Consider the following 18689-nt stretch of genomic DNA (forward strand, 5'->3'; position numbering starts at 1 on the left):
GCTCTGGCGGGGGCTTTCTATTGTTTGGCGTTATACTCAGCCCTGCTTGACGGCTTTCAGTCGCGTATCGCTGAGGAGGCCCTGTTCTTCAAGGACCGGATAAGCCATTGAGGCGAGAAGCGAGTTGATCTGCTTGAGGTCGCGGATCGTGTCGAGATGGATGCTGCTGGTCTCGATGCTGCGGGTGGCACCTTCGCGCAGTCGGCTGAAATGGCGCATGCTGGTCTGCTTTTCCAGTTCACGCAGCTGGTCCTTTTCCTGCACTAGCTGACGGGCCGTACGGCCATCGCGTGAGACGATCACATTGAACGCCATGTGCGCATTGGCCAGAACCATGGCGTGGAAATGGCTGAGTTCCTTCCAGCCTTCTTCGGTGAATTCCAGCTTGTGGTCCATCTTCTTTTGAACATGCGCCAGCATGTTGCGCACGATGATGTCGCCGACCTGCTCAAGCTTCACACATGCGCCCAGCAATTCCTGCATGCGCAACGACTCGAAATCACTCAGCTCATGGGTTGCAAGCTTGGTCAGATAGAGCTTGATGGCGGCATGGCGCTTGTCCACGCGGTCATCGAGAGCTTCAAGTTCATCGATCCGCACCTGATCGGGCTTCTCATAAAGCTCGATGATCCGCCGCAGCATGACTTCGATCGTGTCGCAGACGCCGACCACTTCGCGGGTTGCATTGGCAAGCGCCTGCGAGGGCCGGTCGAGCACGGCAGTGTCGAGCGCGCTATATTGCTCGATCTCGATGGGTTGCTGTGAAGCCGGGGTGCCCTTGTCTGCATTGAGATTGACCAGAGCCTCTGTTGCGCGCAGCACGAGGCCAGAAAGCGGAATACCGGCAATCATCACGATGACATTGAACAGGATATGCGCATTGACCACCTGCGAAACCGGATCAGTGCCGAGGAAGGCAACCGACGGTTTGAAGGTCTGGTAAAGCACGAGCATGATGAGTGACCCGGCGCCGCGCATCAAAAGGTTGCCGAGTGGCACGACGCGGGTTTCAGGTGGCGCATGCCGGGTCAGGATCGGGGCGATGATCGAAGACCCCAGATTGACGCCGAGAACCATCACCACGGCGAGCTCTGGATGGATCAGCCCGCGCGAGGCAAAGGTCGTAAGCAGGATGACGGCGGCAACGCTGGAATGAAACAGCCATGTCATGAGGGCAGCGAGCAGATAGGCAGTGATCGGGTCGCCTGACAGATAGTCGACGATCACCGGCAGCAATTCGCTTTGCCGCAGCGGCTCGGTGGCCTGTCCGGTCATTTCCAATGACATGATGAGCAGGCCGATACCGACCAGAATGCGTCCGATCTGCCGCCAGTCGCGGCGCTCGGTGGTCATGAAGATGCCTGTGCCGATGACAAGGCAGAGCGGTACCAGAAGCGTGAGGTCGTAGCTCAGGATCTTGACGACGAGGGCGGAGCCAAGCTCGCCGCCGCGCACGGCCATGAGGCCTGCAACGCCGCTTACGAAACCTGAACCGACAAATGAACCGACGAGAAGCGTAACCGCTGTCGAGCTTTGCAGGGCGACAGCAAGGGCAAGGCCGAAGGCGACGGAAAGCAGCGGGTTCTGCATCTGGTTGCGCAAGCGTCTGCGCAGCCGGTCGCCATAGGCACGCTCCACCCCGGTCCGGACCATGCGTGTCGCCCAAAGCAGGAGCGCAACTGCACCGGCCAGATGCAAAAGGACCAAAGAACCATTCACGGCAAAATCCCTTCGGGTTGGAGGTTGACATCTGTGATTGAGCTAACGCAACAAATGAAGAAAAAATATGTTCCGGCTAATCAATTCTTCAAGAGATATGGGCTTGTTCGCAATTAAAAGCAATCCATTCCCGCAGCGTCATGACGGATATATGACAGTTTTGTGACAGCGGGCTTGTTTGGCAGCGACATGTGATTAGCGGGGAGGGACATGCCTGCACGATGGACTGTCAGAACGGGCGCGCCTATATACTCTAAGGAATACACTCCCGCTGTCTGAACGAACTGAAAGTGAAATCTGTAATGCGTTTTCCGCCCTCCTTTCTCGATGAGATCAGAGACCGCGTCCCGATCTCGACGCTGATAGGAACGCGCGCTTCGTTCGACCGCAAGAAGAGCAATCCTCCGAAGGGTGATTTCTGGGCCTGTTGTCCGTTTCATGGCGAGAAGACACCAAGCTTTCACTGCGAAGATCGCAAGGGTCGCTATCATTGTTTCGGTTGCGGTGTGACCGGTGATCACTTCAAGTTTCTAACCGATCTTGAAGGCCTGAGTTTCCCGGAAGCAGTGGAGCGTGTGGCCGATATGGCAGGCGTTCCGATGCCTGCGCGCGATCCGGAAATGGAAAAGCGTGAGGCACAGCGCGCGACGCTTTATGATGTCATGGAGCTGGCTGCGCAGTTCTTCGAAAACCAGCTGCAAAGCGCCGTTGGAGCCAAGGCACGCGCCTATCTGCGGGATCGCGGACTTTCGACCGCAACGCAGCAGTCGTTCCGCATTGGCTATGCGCCAGAGTCGCGCAATGCCTTGAAGGAGTTTCTGGCTGGCAAAGGCGTGTCGCGCGAGCAGATCGAGGCGTGCGGCCTTGTTGTGCACGGCGAGGGGATTGCCGTTTCCTACGACCGTTTTCGCGATCGCGTCATGTTCCCGATCGAGGATTTGCGCGGGCGGATCATTGCTTTCGGCGGGCGTGCGCTTTCTGCGGACGCTCCGGCCAAATATCTGAACTCGCCGGAAACCGAACTCTTTCACAAGGGGCGGGTTCTCTATAACGGATTGCGGGCGCGCAAGGCCTGCCAGCCGCAAGCTGGAGAACCGGCCAAATCCATCATCGCTGTTGAAGGCTATATGGATGTGATCGCGCTTGCGCAGGCGGGTATCCATCAGGTGGTGGCTCCGCTCGGTACGGCGCTGACGGAAGAACAGCTCGAACTTCTCTGGCGCATCAGCCCTGAACCCGTTCTGTGCTTCGATGGCGATGGTGCGGGGCTTCGCGCTGCCTATCGCGCCGTCGATCTTGGATTGCCTGCCTTGCAGCCCGGCAAATCGCTGCGCTTTGCACTATTGCCGGAAGGGCAGGACCCGGACGATCTGGTCAAGGCGGAAGGCCCAGCCGCATTTCATGTGGTCCTGCGTGACGCCAGACCGCTGGTCGATATGGTGTGGACGCGGGAAACGACGGGCGGTGTGTTCGATACGCCGGAACGCCGCGCCGAACTGGAGGCGCGGCTGCGTGAAATTACCAGCCGCATCGCGAATGAGGATATCCGGCGCCACTACAGTCAGGATATGCGCGACCGGGCACAAGCCTTTTTTGGCCAGGGGCGTCAGGGGTATCAAGTCGGCGGACAGCGCAATTCGTCTTTCAACCGCAGGAATGATGGCGGACGGGGACGCGGCGGACCGGCGGGCGGCAATGGCCGCCTTGCGATTTCCGACAGTCTGGTGCGCTCCACGCTGGTAAAGGGCGGCAGGCCGGGCGCTGGATCACATGCCCCCTTGCGCGAAACTGCCATCGTGCTGACGCTTCTCAATCACCCACGGCTGATTGAAGAGGATTTCGAGACGCTGGCGGCACTCGATCTGGGACATGAGGCACTCAAGTCGCTGCATCTGGCCATGCTGGATGTGCTGGCTGCCGGCCATATGGAAGATGGTCACGCCATGCGGCACGCACTGGTCAATGCCGGTCATGGCGAGCAGATTGAAATGCTCGAACTCGTGGTGAAGGGTGCGAAACTCTGGACTGCGACGGCTCTGGCCGCAGAAGACGACGCGCGCGAAGCCCTTCGTCAGGCGCTTCACTTGCATCAGCGTGCGCGCACACTACATAAGGAGCTGCGGGCCGTTGAGGCCGCACTTGAAACAGACGAGACGGGCGAATTGTTTGCACGTCTCAGAGATATACAAAATCAGATTTTGAAAGCTGATGCGACTGAAGCTCTGATCGACGGTTTTGGACTGTCTTCGGGGCGCCCACCCGGCGGTTTCTGATTCGGATTTCCGAATCAGTTCTGCGAGAACAGCCGGAAATGCGGGGTTGCGATCCGGAAAACGTGCTCTATCTGGCCAACGAAGAGGTCGCGACAACAAATGATTCGCTTTTTAAGCCCGAATCATGTGAGTCGCTCTTGACGTGTGGCGTAAATGACGGAATCACGACAGTTCGAATAAGGAAAAGAACAGAAACCGGTGATATCCGATGCTGCAAGGCAGCAAGCCGGATTTGGGCCGGAAAAGTGGCCCGGAAAGTGGCGTTGTCTGGTTGACCGCCTGATCTGCCCACAAGAAATCGGAGATGAAGAAGCCCGATACCGATGGCAAGGTTAATCCGCCATTAACAGGAAATCGGCTACTCGCAGAATCAACTGACGGATTGCGACCTCGCAAAACTGTCCGAGAACTCTATATATCTTAGAAGCGACCGGGGTCGCCTGGAGAAGAACATATGGCAACGAAGGTTAAGGAAAACGAAGAAGCCGAAGTCGAGCGCGAAGGTGCTGCCGACGGTCCGCTTCTCGACCTTTCTGACGATGCTGTCAAGAAGATGATCAAACTCGCGAAGAAGCGCGGCTACGTCACCATGGACGAGCTGAACGCCGTGCTGCCTTCCGAGGAAGTGACATCCGAGCAGATCGAAGACACGATGTCGATGCTTTCCGATATGGGCATCAACGTCGTTGAAGATGACGAGCAGGACAACGACCGCGAAGAAAACAACGACGACGACTCGGAAGAGGGCGGCGATCTGGTCGAATCCGGCGGTACGGCTGTTGCCACCACCACGACCAAGAAAGAGCCGACCGACCGTACCGACGATCCGGTGCGCATGTATCTGCGCGAAATGGGGTCCGTCGAGCTTCTGTCGCGCGAAGGCGAAATCGCGATTGCAAAGCGCATCGAGGCTGGTCGCGAGACCATGATCGCCGGGCTTTGCGAAAGCCCGCTGACCTTCCAGGCGATCATCATCTGGCGTGACCAGCTGAACGATTCCAACATTCTGCTGCGCGAAATTATCGACCTCGAAACCACCTATGCCGGTCCGGAAGCCAAGCAGGCTCCGGTGATCGAGCGCGTGGAAGAGGAAAAGCCGCGTGACGACAAGCCTCAGCGCCGCCGTGACGACGACGACATTACCAATGTCGGCGGCGACATGCCCACGGAAGAAGAGGAAGAGGACGAAGACGAAGCCAACCTGTCGCTGGCGGCCATGGAAGCCGAACTGCGTCCGCAGGTCATGGAAACGCTCGACCTCATCGCCGATACCTACAAGAAGCTGCGCAAGCTGCAGGATCAGCAGGTCGAGGGCCGTCTGGCCGCGACGGGCGAACTGTCGTCGAGCCAGGAACGTCGCTACAAGGAACTGAAGGATCAGCTCATCAAGGCAGTGAAGTCGCTGTCGCTGAACCAGAACCGTATCGAACAGCTCGTCGAACAGCTTTACGACATCAACAAGCGTCTGGTTCAGAACGAAGGTAAGCTGCTGCGTCTGGCCGAATCCTTCGGTGTGCGTCGTGAGGAATTCCTGAAGGAGTATCAGGGCCACGAGCTGGACCCGAAATGGGTAGAGCGCGTGAGCACGCTTTCAGCCCGTGGCTGGAAGGAATTTGCAGCCAAGGAAGAGCGTGCCATCGACCGTCTGCGTTCTGAAATCCAGATGCTGGCGACCGAAACCGCGATTTCCATCGGTGAATTCCGCCGCATCGTCAATCAGGTGCAGAAGGGCGAACGCGAAGCAACTATCGCCAAGAAGGAAATGGTGGAAGCCAACCTTCGTCTCGTCATCTCGATTGCCAAGAAGTACACGAACCGTGGCTTGCAGTTCCTTGATCTCATTCAAGAAGGCAATATCGGTCTGATGAAGGCGGTCGACAAGTTCGAATATCGTCGTGGTTACAAGTTCTCGACCTATGCGACTTGGTGGATTCGTCAGGCAATCACCCGTTCGATTGCCGATCAGGCGCGCACCATCCGTATTCCGGTGCACATGATCGAAACGATCAACAAGATCGTCCGCACGTCGCGCCAGATGCTGCATGAAATCGGTCGTGAGCCGACGCCGGAAGAACTGGCTGAAAAGCTCGCCATGCCGCTCGAAAAAGTGCGCAAGGTGCTGAAGATCGCCAAGGAGCCGATCTCGCTCGAGACGCCGGTTGGCGACGAGGAAGATTCACATCTGGGCGATTTCATCGAGGACAAGAACGCGCTTCTGCCAATCGATGCAGCGATTCAGGCCAATCTGCGCGATACGACGACCCGTGTTCTGGCTTCGCTGACGCCGCGTGAAGAACGTGTTCTGCGTATGCGTTTCGGCATCGGTATGAACACCGACCACACGCTGGAAGAAGTCGGCCAGCAGTTCTCGGTTACCCGCGAACGTATCCGTCAGATCGAAGCCAAGGCGCTGCGCAAGCTGAAGCATCCGAGCCGTTCGCGCAAGCTGCGTTCGTTCCTCGATAGCTAGGGCCTGGATAGCTGAACTGAACAAAAACATACGGGAAGGGGAGGCGATATGTCTTTTTTGAAGCGTCTTTTCGGTGGAGGCTCTGCCTCCGAGACACCGGCAGAGCCGAAAGAGGCGGGTCGCCTTGAACACAAGGATTTTCTGATCATTGCCACGCCCTATAGCGAGGGCGGGCAGTATCAGGTCTGCGGCGTCATTTCCAAGACGATCGATGGCGAAGTGAAGGAATATCGCTTCGTTCGTGCCGACCGTTGCCCCGGCATCGAAGATGCCGCCAGCATTTCGCTGAACAAGGGACGGCAGATCGTGGATGAACAAGGCGAAGCTATTTTCCGCTGAGCCGCCTGCAAGAGAATTGAAAAAGCCGCGCATCAAGATGCGCGGCTTTTGCTTTTTTAGAGCATAATCCGACCGGAGTGAAACGAGGATCGATAAGATTATGCTTGAAATAGAAGACGTTAGAGTGCCGATCTGATCTTATCAAATCGAAACGCGCTCTAACTGTTAATGCGGGTCGCACACCATGGCGACCATTCTGCGCACGATGGGCAGAATGGCGAGGAGAACTGGAAAGGCGACCACCCACGAAAGGGCCCATGCCGACATCCAGCTGGATGCGAGATTGGGATGGGCAATGCCAAGGCTCTTGGCGGTTGCAATCAACGACACGATGAATGTCATCATGATCGATAGGATGAACGGCATCACAATAGATGCATAACGTGCAGGCAGCTTCCTGCGGCGTGCGCATTCAAACTGAGACATGTGTATTCCTGTATATTCTGCGGGGAAGGCGCAACGAAACATCAATGCGAATTGCCGTTCCCGGCGAGATTGATGCGTTGCCTAACGTAAGACGCTTACGGTCATGATGATGACGAGGGTCTAATAGCCCGATCCGGATCGAATATCAAGTGTTCTGAAATGGCGGCGATTTGTCCACGCCATTCCCGACATAATTCCATTATACGCTGCATTATGAACGACAAACCATTCTGGCGCACCAAGACCTTGAACCAGCTCACCCGCAGCGAGTGGGAGAGCCTGTGTGACGGTTGCGGCCAATGTTGCCTGCATAAATTGCAGGATGACGACACAAACGAGATTTACTGGACCAGCGTTGCCTGCACGCTGCTCAACCCGGACAGCTGCCAGTGCCGTGATTATCCGAACCGCAAGAAGACGGTGCCGGACTGCGTTTTTCTGACGCCGGAGATCGTTGACGAGGTGGACTGGCTGCCTGTGACGTGCGCCTACCGTCTGGTTGCAGAAGGTTCGGATCTCTATTGGTGGCATCCGCTGGTTTCGGGTTCACCCGACACGGTGCATGAGGCAGGTATTTCCGTTCGCGGCAAGGTGACGGCTTTCGATCACGATCTGGAAGATGACGACGATTATCTCGATCATATGGTGATGCCGAGCCACCGCTGATGGCTCGTTTGCGTTTTTCAAACATTGCGTAAATTTAATCTATGCTTCAAATATCGCAGTGTGGATTTTGTTTCCTTATAATACATTGAATTTATTCAGTTTATAAAATCAGTGAGCAGGCATCCCTTCTACTTCATATGAAGCTGAACGGCACATGAACGTTGGTTTTTCATTCTGTTCATCTATAGGGCGCTACTTCTCGGGTGCCTCAGGCAAGACCTGAAAACAAATCGAAGAGGTTCAAAGATGTCTGCTATTTCGCTCAAGTCGTTCGTCGTAACCGCTGCTCTTGGTGTTGCCGCCATCTTCACGACGGCAGCTTCCGCCAGCGCTGCCTCGCCGGTTGTCGCTCCAGCCATCAGCACGTCGGCAAGCTCTGCCATCGTGAATATCGATTACCGAGGCTACCACCATAGCCGTCCAGCTTATCGTGGTCGTGCCTGCTCCATCGAAGGCGCCAAGATGAAGGCTAATCGCATGGGCATCCGCAAAGCGCGTGTCGTCTATCGCGGCAAGTCGGTTCAGGTTCGTGGCTTCCGTCATGGTCGCCCCGCCGGTGTCGTGTTCGCAAATGTTCGTGGTTGCCCGATCATTCGCTAAGGCGCACGGCTTAAGTTTCAAAAGCTCCGGCCTGAGTAAATCAGGCCGGAGCTTTTCTTTGTGGCGGGTAAAAGAAAAGGGGCGCTGGAGCGCCCCTTCGCAATTGCCAATTGGATTGCCGTTATTCCTTGATTTCGAAAACGACATTGACCGAAACGTTATAGCTGTTCTCGCCAGCTGCAACGGGCACGGCATCTTCCGGCGCTGCTGCGGCCATGGTCTTATACTGAGCACGAGCGATTGGCATCGGCATGGGTGGGCGGCTCTGCTCGTTGATCTCGACAACGCGGCCAATGCCTACACCGGCAGCATCGGCAAGGGTCTTTGCCTTGGCGATGGCGTCGGCAACGGCACGCTTGCGCGCTTCATTGATCGTGGCTGCCGGATTGTCGTTGACGAAACTCAGATCGCCACCCTGATTGACGCCGAGCGTGACGGATTCATCAAGCACATTGCCGACCTTGGCCAGATCGCGCACGCGTACAGTCAGGCTGTTCGAAACCGTATAGCCGGTAATGCTTGGTTCTTTCAGACCATTCTTGTCGTCCGGATAGACGTAGCGTGGCTGGATGTTGATGCCGCCGGTCTGAAGATCGCGATCTTCGATACCGGCTTTCTTCATGGCTTCGAGTACTTTCGCCATGGCTTCGTTGTTGGCGGTCATAGCTTCGCGAGCGGTCTTCGCCTCGCGCAATACGGAGAGATTGAGGATGGCCATATCGGGCGAGGCGGTCATGGTGCCTTCGCCAGTGACGGCGATACGCGCAGGCTGCTTCGTCATCTGATTCTCCTGTGCCAGAGCTGGCAGCGTCAGCGCGCCTGCGAGCATGATTGCAGAAAAGGAGGTTGCAAGAAGAGTGGTAGCGCGGTTGTTCATAAAATCTCCTGTAGAGAAAGTTGAGGCAGCTCTGGCAAAGCTGGTTGCACCGGAGCGGCTGGCCACTTTGCCTTTGAAATCGCTTATTTCTTAAGTTCCCTCTTATGTATGAAGCCGACGATATCAGATTCGAATTGCGTGCCAATTACAACTGCTGGTTCAAATCAGAAATACCGTGATTTTAGAGCGGTTCCAGTTAAAGCGGAGTCGCTGGAACCGCTCTAACTATCTGTTTCGTCGCATTATCCTAGGCAAAACCGCTTCGCACTTTTGCAGGAAATGCTCTAGGTTGTATGCATCGCAACTGAATATGTGCGCATTAGGGCAACTGATGCATTTGACAGCTTGTATCCCGGCTTTCTTTAGGGTAGGTCAACGTTGCGTGGGGCCTGTAGCTCAATTGGTTAGAGCCGGCGGCTCATAACCGCTTGGTTGGGGGTTCGAGTCCCTCCGGGCCCACCATTTTCTCCCTCAGTAATTTATTTGGCTTATCTTTGGCGAGTTCGCCGTTCTGTGCGTTCGTTTGCAACGCTAAACGAGGCTCAGCCGAACCATGTCCAGTTGGTACAAGTAAAGCGGCTATTCAAGTTGATATTTACAGCAATTAGTGTTTGCATATGATTGAGCATATTCAAGCTCCTTTAAAGAGTATTATGCTGGACTGATACGGATGCCGAATAATCGTTTTCGCTGATCCCGCAGATTCGTATGAGAAGCACTGATTTCGTTGAAACAGACAGATGAAACATCCGTTCTGATTAGCAAAGTGGCTTTGGGTGACAAAGACGCTTTCGCCTCACTTTATAAGGATACTAGCCCGAAACTATTCGCGATTTGCCTTCGTATATTGAAAGACAGATCGGAGGCAGAGGAAGCTCTTCAAGACGTCTATATCAAGATTTGGAAACGTTCGAGTACGTTTGGGATTGGTGAAAGCGTGGCTTCAGCTTGGTTGGCAACCATCGCCCGCAATCATTCAATAGACGTCATTCGAGCAAGAAAACCTGTTACGGAGGATCTTGACGAAATTCATGATCTGGCTGACGACGTCAATCCAAGCCCCGAGAAGGAGGTGTTGGCAAGAGACGAAGGACGCCGGATAGATGATTGCATGCGAGAGCTCGATCAAGTTCATGCGAAAGCGGTTCGGCAAGCTTATGTGGAAGGTCTCAGCTATCTTGAGCTCGCCCAGGAATTACAAGTGCCTTTGAATACTGTACGCACTTGGTTGCGACGCAGTCTATTGAAACTGAGAGAGTGCATGCAGCGATGACATCAAGCGAGCAAAATCATGGCAAACGCGGTCAGGATGACGTGCTGGCTGGTGAATACGTGCTCGGCGTTTTGTCAAATGAGAAGCGTCGCCAAGTAGAGCAAAGGATGCTTCATGACAAGGAATTCGCGTTACTAGTTGAGCGATGGCAGATCAGTTTCTCGCGTTTCAATGACGACTATCAAGAATTGCCAGTGAATGAAAATATATTCGGAGAGATAGAGAATCGATTGTTTGGATCGACACAGGATGCAGGGCATACTGTGTCGTTATGGAGTTCTGTTACCTTCTGGCGATGGGTTTCTTTGGCAACAACAATCGCTGCCGGTGTAGCGATTATCTTCGCTTTCGGCGGTAATCTAACATCTAAGAACAGCGGTCCTCTGGTTGCCGAACTGTCAGCAACAGACGTACGTGTGAATTTGCTCGCTTCCTATGATCCGGCCAGCGGATATCTTCAAGTCATCCCTGTTGCAGCTGGAGCCTCCGGCGAGAAATCGCTTGAACTTTGGTTGGTACTGCAAAAAGGCAACCCCGTTTCGCTGGGTATCTTTAAGCCAGGCAAACAAGGGGAACTTACCATTCCGCTTGAACTACGCGACGATATTACAGCGGGTACGACACTCGCCGTCAGTCTTGAACCATTTGGCGGGTCTCCAACCGGGGTACCATCTGGCCCAATCGTGGCTAGTGGTATTGTGCGCCCATTGTAAAGTGCCGCAAGTTTGGCTTGGCTCCTGAAACTTTTCTCTTTCTAATCTCGTCTTCCTCATTGGCTACCTTTTCAGGAGCTTCTGGGCAGGTGTTATCTCCCAGAATTGTTTGCTTTAGGAGGAGACAGACTATGAACCCCTTTACGTTCCGTGCACTTTCAGCAGCAACTGTAATGCTGGTTGCTGCCACATCTGCTTATGCCGAAAACCCCAATGTCGGCGGCTCGCCAATGTATGCGAACAAAAACATAGTTGAAAATGCGATGAACTCCAAAGACCACACTACATTGGTTGCAGCAGTAAAGGCCGCAGACCTTGTGGAAACGCTGAAAGGTAAGGGGCCATTTACAGTGTTTGCACCAACAAACGAAGCGTTTGCCGCACTTCCAAAAGGCACTGTTGATGATCTGCTTAAGCCTGAAAACAAGGCAAAGCTAACCAAGGTTTTGACTTGCCACGTCGTTGCAGCGGACGCGATGTCAAAGAACATCAAGAAGATGATTGCCGATGACAACGGCTCGCATGATGTGAAGACAGTCGGTGGTTGTATTCTCAAGGCAAAGGAAAGCGGCGCTAAGATTACGTTAACCGACGAGAATGGCAATGTTGCGAACGTAACCATTGCTGATGTGAAGCAGTCAAATGGCGTTATTCATGTAATTGATAAGGTCTTGCTGCCAAAGTTGTAATCAACGCGTAACATTGAGATATGCCGATCTACATATATACGTGGTCGGCATGTCTTCATGGACTTTTTTGAACTTAACTGTATTCGCAACTGTCGGGTGCCGCGTTATCCTGTGCAATGCAGGTAAAAACGGCAATGTGGTACCAGACCAAATATTTCGGGAGGTCCAAGGCGACTTCTTGGGGATTGCGATGTCTCCTTCAATCAATTTTGTCGCGATGCGCAATATTTCCATTGGAGCTGTTACCTTGTGCGGTATCCGGTCTGTTCCAACAGACCGGTGTTTTTGGTTTCCATCGCAAACTTTCAACAAATTTTAGCAGTTCGTTAAGAAAATAGTAACGCAATGAAACAATTTTTTAAGTGACGTGAACTGGCGACAAAATGGAGGTTTTGGGCGATGAGAAAAAATGCAACCACCGTTGCGCTGGCATTGGCAGGGTTGGTGGCGAGCTCTCTCGCGGCTTCAGCGAAGACGAGTTATTTGGGTGAATTCCGCGATTGGGGCGTTTACCAGAACACCGAGCTTGCGGGTAACAAATGCTATGCTTTGACTGTACCGATCAATTTTCAGCCGACCGGCGTGCAGCACGGTGATAATTTCGTGATTATTTCCAAGGCGGATGGCCAGTATAGCCCTCAATTGGTGATGGGATATCAGCTGAAAGCCAACAGTTCGGTCAATGTGATGGTGGATGGCGCGCGCTTTCCGTTCTTCAGCGAGGGCAATCGCGCCTGGGCGGAAAATGTTGCCGATGAAGCGAAGCTGATGCGGGCAATGCGCGCGGGCAAAACGCTCAATGTGCAGGCAACATCGGCACGCGGTACGCAGACCCGCTATACCTTCTCCCTGATGGGGCTTTCCGCCTCTCTGCAGCGCGTGGATGGCTGCCGGTGATAATTGAAAAAGCCCTGCCAATGGGCAGGGCTTTCTCTTGAAGGATGCGGCTTTATGAAAGCCAGGTCTGGCGATTGTACCAATCATCCATTTCAGAACGCACGCGGTCTTTTTCTATGCCGTAGCGTTCCTGGATTTTGCCTTCCAACTGCTCGCGCCGGCCATTGATCTGGTCGAGATCGTCATCGGTGAGTTTACCCCACTGTTCCTTGATCTTGCCCTTGGCCTGTTTCCAGTTTCCTTCAACGCGATTCCAGTCCATTGGTTGGTCCTCCGTTCTGGGTTGGTTATGGATAACTAACGCAACGGAGCGTGATTGGTTCAGCAAAAAACTGTAGAACCAGCTCAAAGACCGAGGAACTTGAAGGGCTCGCTTTCCTTGAAACTGTCGTTGACGACGCCATTGAACGTGTTGGTCTGATTGACGCCGAGGTCGAGTTTCTTGACCTTGCCGGTTTCTGGCGAAAAGTCGATTTCCTTGAGATCAACCCAGAAGACATTGGGTGTCAAAGCCGATTCGAAGAAATACAGCATGCGCTTCTGGTCGGCCACCGTCCGCCAGCGTGTCGAGGAAATGTTCGGCTGGTCAGGTGTTGTCAGGCCGAAAGGCACCGAGGTGTTCCGGATGACGCTGAAAACACTGGCAATCGACTCAACAGGGTCGTCGGTTTTCGGGACGGCGTTTACATAGAACGATGCGCGCGCAAAACGGTCGGCGGCGCGATTGGTGCCCGGCAGCATGACAGTGCCGCCGATCTGGGTCCAATAGGAGTTGAGCGCAAGCTGCTCGTCGAATGTCGGCGAATTGGTCATCACCTGATATTGCTTGCCGTGATGGATCACCTGCTTGCCGTTGATATATTCGATGACCGCGCTGTCGCCGCTGGAATCGGATATGGCCAGATGCAACGTGGCCAGTCTGTCTTCACCGGGGACCTTGTCCGTCACGATGGTGAAAGGCTCTGCGCGCAGAGTTTTGACCGCCTCGTCGACTGTGGCAAAGTTATCAAGCACATATTGCGCCCAAGCCGCGATGCTGAGGCCCGGTGTGGTGCCGTCATATTTCGGATATTCCGATTCAACCAGCCACAATGCGCCAACGGAAAGTCCTGCTTCGTTCAGTCCATCTGTCGTGGAAATGTCGTAACCGGAGGCGATCACACTGCCATATTTGGATGTCCACTGAAGCGAGTTCTTGCCGGCCTCGCCGGAACGTTTCATGCCGCGTGGAAAGACCCAGAGATTGGTTGCAACATCCACTTTCCAATCCATGGATCGGGCGGTCATCACCTGATCGTTGGCCCCGTGATACACGAAACGTGTGCAGGCTTCGGCAATCGGTGCGGCAAGCATGCTGCCTGCAACGAGCGCTGTAGTGCAGATGCTGGAAAAAGACCGCTTCAAAATCGGCATGGATCGTCCCCTCTGTGATGCCCGGTAATCTCTAGGGCAGGATGCCCGTTCGCTATTGAGTGAATGCCCTTCGCAGGGCGATATAAGGCAGTGATTGTAAGTGGAAAGACGGGCGGACGGGTTTTAACGCTCGCCCATATAACCGCGCTGCTTCCATTGCTGCAGTGGCATGATGTCTGGCGGTCCGCCGCCTGCCTCATACCAGGAATCGACGGCCCATTTCTGGCCCTGCTTGTCTTCGACAACTGCCGTCCAGTGCGGATATCGTCCATCGAAGAAAGCGCCGCGGGACGTGCGTCGCGCGACAGTGTGGTGCTTCAGCCAGCCGCGTGATTGCAGGTAGCGCAGGAAGTTATCGGTATTGGTCGATTCATCGATGCAATCCATCTGGCCCTTGATGCGGGCCTTGCCGAATTGCATTCTCGGCTTGTCCCGGACGCCAATCGCTGCGGTGCCGCGCTGTTCGAAGATAGCAACTGCCGTTCGCAGTGCTTTCCGTTCGCCATCTGCGCTGCGACTGCCATTTTGCAGAAGGTTCCGGATACGCTGTTGGTCCTTCGCGGTCAGCGTAACTTTGGTCCGGTAATGGCATTCATAACCGTGGCAGACGCTGAAGGTTTGTGCAGAAGCCATTCCGACCGGGAAGGCCAAGCCTATGAGGGCGCCAGCGCCCAGCAGTTTCATCAAATCGCTGCTCCGCGTTCGATTGAGAAGATTTCCCTGCAATTTCAGCAGGATAAAATAAATCGAATCTTCAGCTATCTTAACCGTGCTTGTGGCTGGTGAAAAGCAGGGACGGTTCAAGGCGTTCCAGCCCCTGATAGGGATTGGCGTGGATTGCGAGAATCCAGAGGCAGAATGAGGCTGTCAGCGAATAAATGACGAGCGCCTTTACACCAGCTCGCACACGGTCCGCATGGGTCGCTGCAATGGTTATCGCCGTGAGGAATGTAAGAGAAAGCACGAGATACCATTTGTAATAGTCGATTGAGGTTGATCCGACAGCCAGACGGGTATTGCGCGCGTCCTGCAATTCATCGAAATCGTTGATGAGTTGGGAGATAACGGGTGACGGCACGTCGGCGCGTGCCAGATTGATGATCTCGCGCCGGATACTCTGCAACGCCGTTTCAACGGAAGCTGCTGGCTCGACATTGATCTTTTCGCGCCATTCGTCATCGATTACGGCAAGGCGATAGCCGGTGAGGGCGGCAGTAAGTTCAGGCGCATTCAATATCTCGGCCCTGGACGTTCCGATCAGACGGGAAATGGCCGAGCGTTCTTCACTGATCGCCTGATCTGCCCGGGAATTGACGCTCCAGATATCAGCGGCAACAAAACCGAGCGACAAGGCCCAGGCCGTCGCAATGGTGCTGATGAAAGCACCGATCGGAATGGACAGAACGTCGCTGGCTGCATGTTTGGACAGCATGTCGAGCGCGAAACGTCCAACCGCATAGAACACAATTCCAAGTACGGCGAAGGCCGTAAAAGAAAGATAGATCGGCAGCTCGAAGATATAGGTCATTCATTCCCCCACATTATTCCCCGCTTATTATTACCGGAAGTCGTTGAATTTTACTTAGAGCTGATCAAGGGGAGAGAATAGCAAAAAACCCGCCGGTTTTGCCGGCGGGTCAAACAACAGAAACTAATTTTTTGTGAACTAGAACGAGACGGAGAAACCAACGACTGGCCCATGCTGGGTCACGTCATACTTGAAATTCTCAACCGTATCGTTGTCCTTGTAGTCCTGATAAAGCGCCCGGTAGCCGACACGGAATGTCGTGGGAATATCGAAAACCATTGTTCGATATCCAAGATAGATTTGGCCATTGGCGCTGAGTTTGGTTCCAGCTCCGAAACCACCAATGTCGGCTTCTGCAAAAATGTTCCACCGGTCGTTGATGTCGTAGAAGACACGCGCGCCTACGAAAGGATCAGTCCATTCTACCTTGCGCGATCCGCTGTAAGGGCCAACTTCAAGTCCGGCCTCCAGTCTTGTCCAGCGAACACCCACGGTTGGTTCAATCGCGAAAATCCGCTGGTTTCCGAAGAGCGTCGTTCCCTCGAGCTGCTGTTCATATACGCGATAATAAGCGCCAGCTGCCAAGGTGGTTGTCTTGATATCGAGGGCGAGTTCGTTGTCGCGGAGGTTTTCATCCTGACTGGTCTTGACGTACTGACCGTCGATGAAAAAACCAACCGTGCCGTTGCTGATATCGACATTGCCCATGAAAGTCATATCGAGATTATCGAAAATCTCGCGGAATGGGACGTTAACATCCGTGCTGCGGCCCAGCAGACCTGCAGTGCCGTTCAACGATGCGCCCCAGACATATGGGCTGAAAATCACGCGCCAGCGCTGCTGGTCCTGAATTTCTGGTTGTGGTGTCACGGCATCTGCCGCGAACGATGTCGCTGACATACCTATTAAAACAGTTGATGCTAATATAATACTTCTGGAAAATTTTAACAGTAAATTCCCGTTCTGGTTACGCGATCTTCCGTCTTTCACCGAAAAAACCCCCTGGATTATGTATTAGCAATTCCGATAATACATCAGATTCAAATCTTTCTCCATATATATGTTAATCATTCGGGGAAATAAACTGAAAATTGATACTTATATTAAGGTTTGTTCTGTTGACTTTCATCAGGTGCAACCATTTATTCGGAATGGGAGCGGCGCCTCTTTTCTCATTGAGGTGAGGCGAGGAAGTTATTTTGGCAATTCTTAATATGACAAATCGTGGAGTAACGAGGTCATCATGAAAACGAAACAATCTATCTGGAAGTCGTCTCGCCGGATGTTTGCGCGGGGCGCTGCAACCGCTCTCATCGCTGCAGCTCTGGTCGTTCCTCAGGCAGCTTTCGCCTGCACCAGCTTCGTTCTCCCGACGAGCGACGGTGGTATGGTCTATGCGCGCACGATGGAATTCGGGTTCGAACTCAAGTCTGATATGATCGTCGTTCCGCGAAACTATGCTTTCACGGCGACCGCCGCCGATGCGAAACCCGGCAAGCAATGGAAGAGCAAATATGCCGTGATCGGCATGAATGCATTCGGCATTCCGGCTCTCACGGATGGCATGAATGAGAAGGGACTTGCGGGCGGCATCCTCTATTTCCCGGATTACGCCAAGTTCCAGGATCCTTCCACGGCCAAGGCGGAAGACAGCCTTGCTCCTTGGGATGTTCTGAGCTGGGCCCTGACCAATTTCTCCACCGTGGCGGAAGTGAAGGCAGCTCTTGGCAGCATTGCCGTCATTGATGTCAAGCAACCCAATATGGGTTTCGCACCACCTGTGCATTATACACTGCACGATGCGACGGGTGCATCGATTGTCATTGAACCCATCGATGGCAAGCTGAAGGTTTATGACAATCCGCTCGGAGTGATGACGAATTCGCCGTCCTTCGACTGGCACATGACCAATCTGCGCAATTATGTTCACCTGTCGCCGGACAATACCAAGCCGCTCAAGGTCAATGGCGCTACTTTCACGCCATTGGGTGAAGGATCGGGTATGCTGGGCGTGCCTGGAGACACGACGCCTCCATCAAGGTTTGTGCGCGCAACCGCTTTCGTTCTGTCGGCGGCAAAGGTGCCGAGCGGGCCGCAAAGCGTTCGTCTGGCCGAGCATATCGCCAACAATTTTGATATTCCCAAGGGCTGGATCGTGGACCCGGCAACGCCGCTCGAATACACGCAGTGGACGACCATCGCCGACATGAAGAACATGACTTACTACGTCAAGACCTATGACGATCAGGTTCTTCGCGGTGCTGCTTTCAAAGATTATGATCTTGAAGCCAAGGATCTGGTGACGATCAAGATGCAGGAGCGTCTGGATCCGCCAGCCCTGACTGACAAGTAAGTCTTTTCAGGAATTGAGAGTCTGGAGCGCCGATCTGATTGAACCGGGTCGGCGCTCCAACTATTTACGCGGTCGTTTTCAGGACGCGCTATCGAAAAGCCTGCGCTTGCTACGGCACCTCGTCGGAGGCAGTCGGGCCGCCCTCGTTCTCCAGATTGGCAATGCGTTTGGTCTCGGAGCGATTGAATTTCAGGCGTACCCCGACACCGCCACCATTTTCGGGAATGAATTGCGCTCCGGCTTTTTCCAGCGCATTGGCCAATGCCTGTATCTGTTCGCCCGTTGGCGTACCGAGCTTGCGCTCAAACTGCTCGATGGTCGCTGCGTCGATCCCTGACAGTTGGGCCAGACGGTCGCGTGAGAATTCCACAAGCGCTCTGGCTGCACGGCATTGAGGTCCGGTTATCATCATCTGTGTCTCCCCTTGCAGTCATATATAGAAAGAAAAATACT

At 54.0% G+C, this 18689-nt stretch carries 19 protein-coding genes and 1 tRNA gene; 11 read left to right on the forward strand and 9 right to left on the reverse strand.

Translation table 11 applies throughout. From position 1 onward, the window contains the following. Positions 1-36: 36 nt before the first annotated feature. Positions 37-1719 carry a Na/Pi cotransporter family protein gene (locus OANT_RS08765; RefSeq protein WP_012091703.1) on the reverse strand — a complete coding sequence of 561 codons (1683 nt, stop codon included), beginning with the start codon at positions 1717-1719 and terminating at the stop codon, positions 37-39. Between the two features lie 302 nt (positions 1720-2021). On the opposite strand from OANT_RS08765, the gene dnaG reads away from it, so the two are divergent. The 3 genes from dnaG to OANT_RS08780 all read left to right on the forward strand — a co-directional run bounded on the left by dnaG (position 2022) and on the right by OANT_RS08780 (position 6801). Further along, complete coding sequence (gene dnaG / locus OANT_RS08770) at positions 2022-3992, forward strand: DNA primase (RefSeq protein ID WP_012091704.1); 1971 nt, start codon at positions 2022-2024, stop codon at positions 3990-3992. Positions 3993-4446: 454 nt separating this feature from the next. Further along, on the forward strand, positions 4447-6462 hold the full coding sequence (gene rpoD / locus OANT_RS08775; protein ID WP_012091706.1) for an RNA polymerase sigma factor RpoD: 2016 nt from the start codon (positions 4447-4449) through the stop codon (positions 6460-6462). A gap of 48 nt (positions 6463-6510) precedes the next feature. Further along, complete coding sequence (locus tag OANT_RS08780) at positions 6511-6801, forward strand: HlyU family transcriptional regulator (RefSeq protein WP_010659675.1); 291 nt, start codon at positions 6511-6513, stop codon at positions 6799-6801. Between the two features lie 165 nt (positions 6802-6966). Here OANT_RS08780 and OANT_RS08785 read toward each other — a convergent pair whose 3' ends face one another. Further along, positions 6967-7227, reverse strand: coding sequence for a DUF2798 domain-containing protein (locus OANT_RS08785; protein ID WP_040129169.1), 261 nt, complete (start codon positions 7225-7227; stop codon positions 6967-6969). A 213-nt stretch (positions 7228-7440) separates the two neighbouring features. Between OANT_RS08785 and OANT_RS08790 the strand changes: the two genes are divergently transcribed. Both OANT_RS08790 and OANT_RS08795 read left to right on the forward strand, forming a co-directional pair. After that, positions 7441-7893 (forward strand): YcgN family cysteine cluster protein, encoded by a 453-nt coding sequence (locus OANT_RS08790; protein ID WP_040129171.1) that lies wholly within the window; start codon positions 7441-7443, stop codon positions 7891-7893. A 246-nt stretch (positions 7894-8139) separates the two neighbouring features. Further along, positions 8140-8493: a hypothetical protein gene (locus OANT_RS08795; protein WP_012091709.1), complete on the forward strand. Its 354-nt coding sequence runs from the start codon at positions 8140-8142 to the stop codon at positions 8491-8493. 121 nt (positions 8494-8614) lie between these two features. Here OANT_RS08795 and OANT_RS08800 read toward each other — a convergent pair whose 3' ends face one another. Continuing rightward, positions 8615-9370, reverse strand: a complete 756-nt coding sequence (locus tag OANT_RS08800) for an SIMPL domain-containing protein (protein WP_010659679.1) — start codon at positions 9368-9370, stop codon at positions 8615-8617. 385 nt (positions 9371-9755) lie between these two features. Between OANT_RS08800 and OANT_RS08805 the strand changes: the two genes are divergently transcribed. From OANT_RS08805 to OANT_RS08825, 5 genes are all read left to right on the forward strand, one after another. Further along, a tRNA-Ile gene (locus OANT_RS08805) sits at positions 9756-9832 on the forward strand. 265 nt (positions 9833-10097) lie between these two features. Next, positions 10098-10643, forward strand: a complete 546-nt coding sequence (locus OANT_RS08810) for a sigma-70 family RNA polymerase sigma factor (protein ID WP_012091710.1) — start codon at positions 10098-10100, stop codon at positions 10641-10643. Further along, positions 10640-11356 (forward strand): anti-sigma factor, encoded by a 717-nt coding sequence (locus OANT_RS08815; protein ID WP_012091711.1) that lies wholly within the window; start codon positions 10640-10642, stop codon positions 11354-11356. Before OANT_RS08810 ends, OANT_RS08815 begins: the two co-directional genes overlap by 4 nt. A gap of 131 nt (positions 11357-11487) precedes the next feature. Continuing rightward, a complete protein-coding gene (locus OANT_RS08820) occupies positions 11488-12045 on the forward strand; it encodes a fasciclin domain-containing protein (RefSeq protein WP_012091712.1) in 558 nt (185 codons plus the stop codon). 399 nt (positions 12046-12444) lie between these two features. After that, positions 12445-12942, forward strand: coding sequence for an invasion associated locus B family protein (locus OANT_RS08825; RefSeq protein ID WP_012091713.1), 498 nt, complete (start codon positions 12445-12447; stop codon positions 12940-12942). Between the two features lie 52 nt (positions 12943-12994). Here OANT_RS08825 and OANT_RS08830 read toward each other — a convergent pair whose 3' ends face one another. From OANT_RS08830 to OANT_RS08850, 5 genes are all read right to left on the reverse strand, one after another. Beyond that, complete coding sequence (locus OANT_RS08830) at positions 12995-13204, reverse strand: CsbD family protein (protein ID WP_012091714.1); 210 nt, start codon at positions 13202-13204, stop codon at positions 12995-12997. 83 nt (positions 13205-13287) lie between these two features. Next, entirely contained in the window at positions 13288-14355 is a 1068-nt protein-coding gene (locus OANT_RS08835; protein ID WP_010659684.1) for a linear amide C-N hydrolase, read from the reverse strand. 123 nt (positions 14356-14478) lie between these two features. After that, positions 14479-15039, reverse strand: a complete 561-nt coding sequence (locus OANT_RS08840) for a hypothetical protein (protein WP_010659685.1) — start codon at positions 15037-15039, stop codon at positions 14479-14481. Between the two features lie 79 nt (positions 15040-15118). After that, entirely contained in the window at positions 15119-15883 is a 765-nt protein-coding gene (locus OANT_RS08845; RefSeq protein WP_012091715.1) for a bestrophin-like domain, read from the reverse strand. A gap of 138 nt (positions 15884-16021) precedes the next feature. After that, positions 16022-16783 (reverse strand): hypothetical protein, encoded by a 762-nt coding sequence (locus OANT_RS08850; protein WP_151662855.1) that lies wholly within the window; start codon positions 16781-16783, stop codon positions 16022-16024. Between the two features lie 343 nt (positions 16784-17126). Between OANT_RS08850 and OANT_RS08855 the strand changes: the two genes are divergently transcribed. Beyond that, entirely contained in the window at positions 17127-18236 is a 1110-nt protein-coding gene (locus OANT_RS08855) for a linear amide C-N hydrolase (protein WP_012091717.1), read from the forward strand. A 109-nt stretch (positions 18237-18345) separates the two neighbouring features. Here the strand turns inward: OANT_RS08855 and OANT_RS08860 are convergent, their stop codons facing one another. Beyond that, positions 18346-18648 (reverse strand): helix-turn-helix domain-containing protein, encoded by a 303-nt coding sequence (locus OANT_RS08860; RefSeq protein ID WP_012091718.1) that lies wholly within the window; start codon positions 18646-18648, stop codon positions 18346-18348. Between the last annotated feature and the right edge of the window lie 41 nt (positions 18649-18689).

The organism is Brucella anthropi ATCC 49188 (assembly GCF_000017405.1).
Classification (GTDB): Bacteria; Pseudomonadota; Alphaproteobacteria; order Rhizobiales; family Rhizobiaceae; genus Brucella; species Brucella anthropi.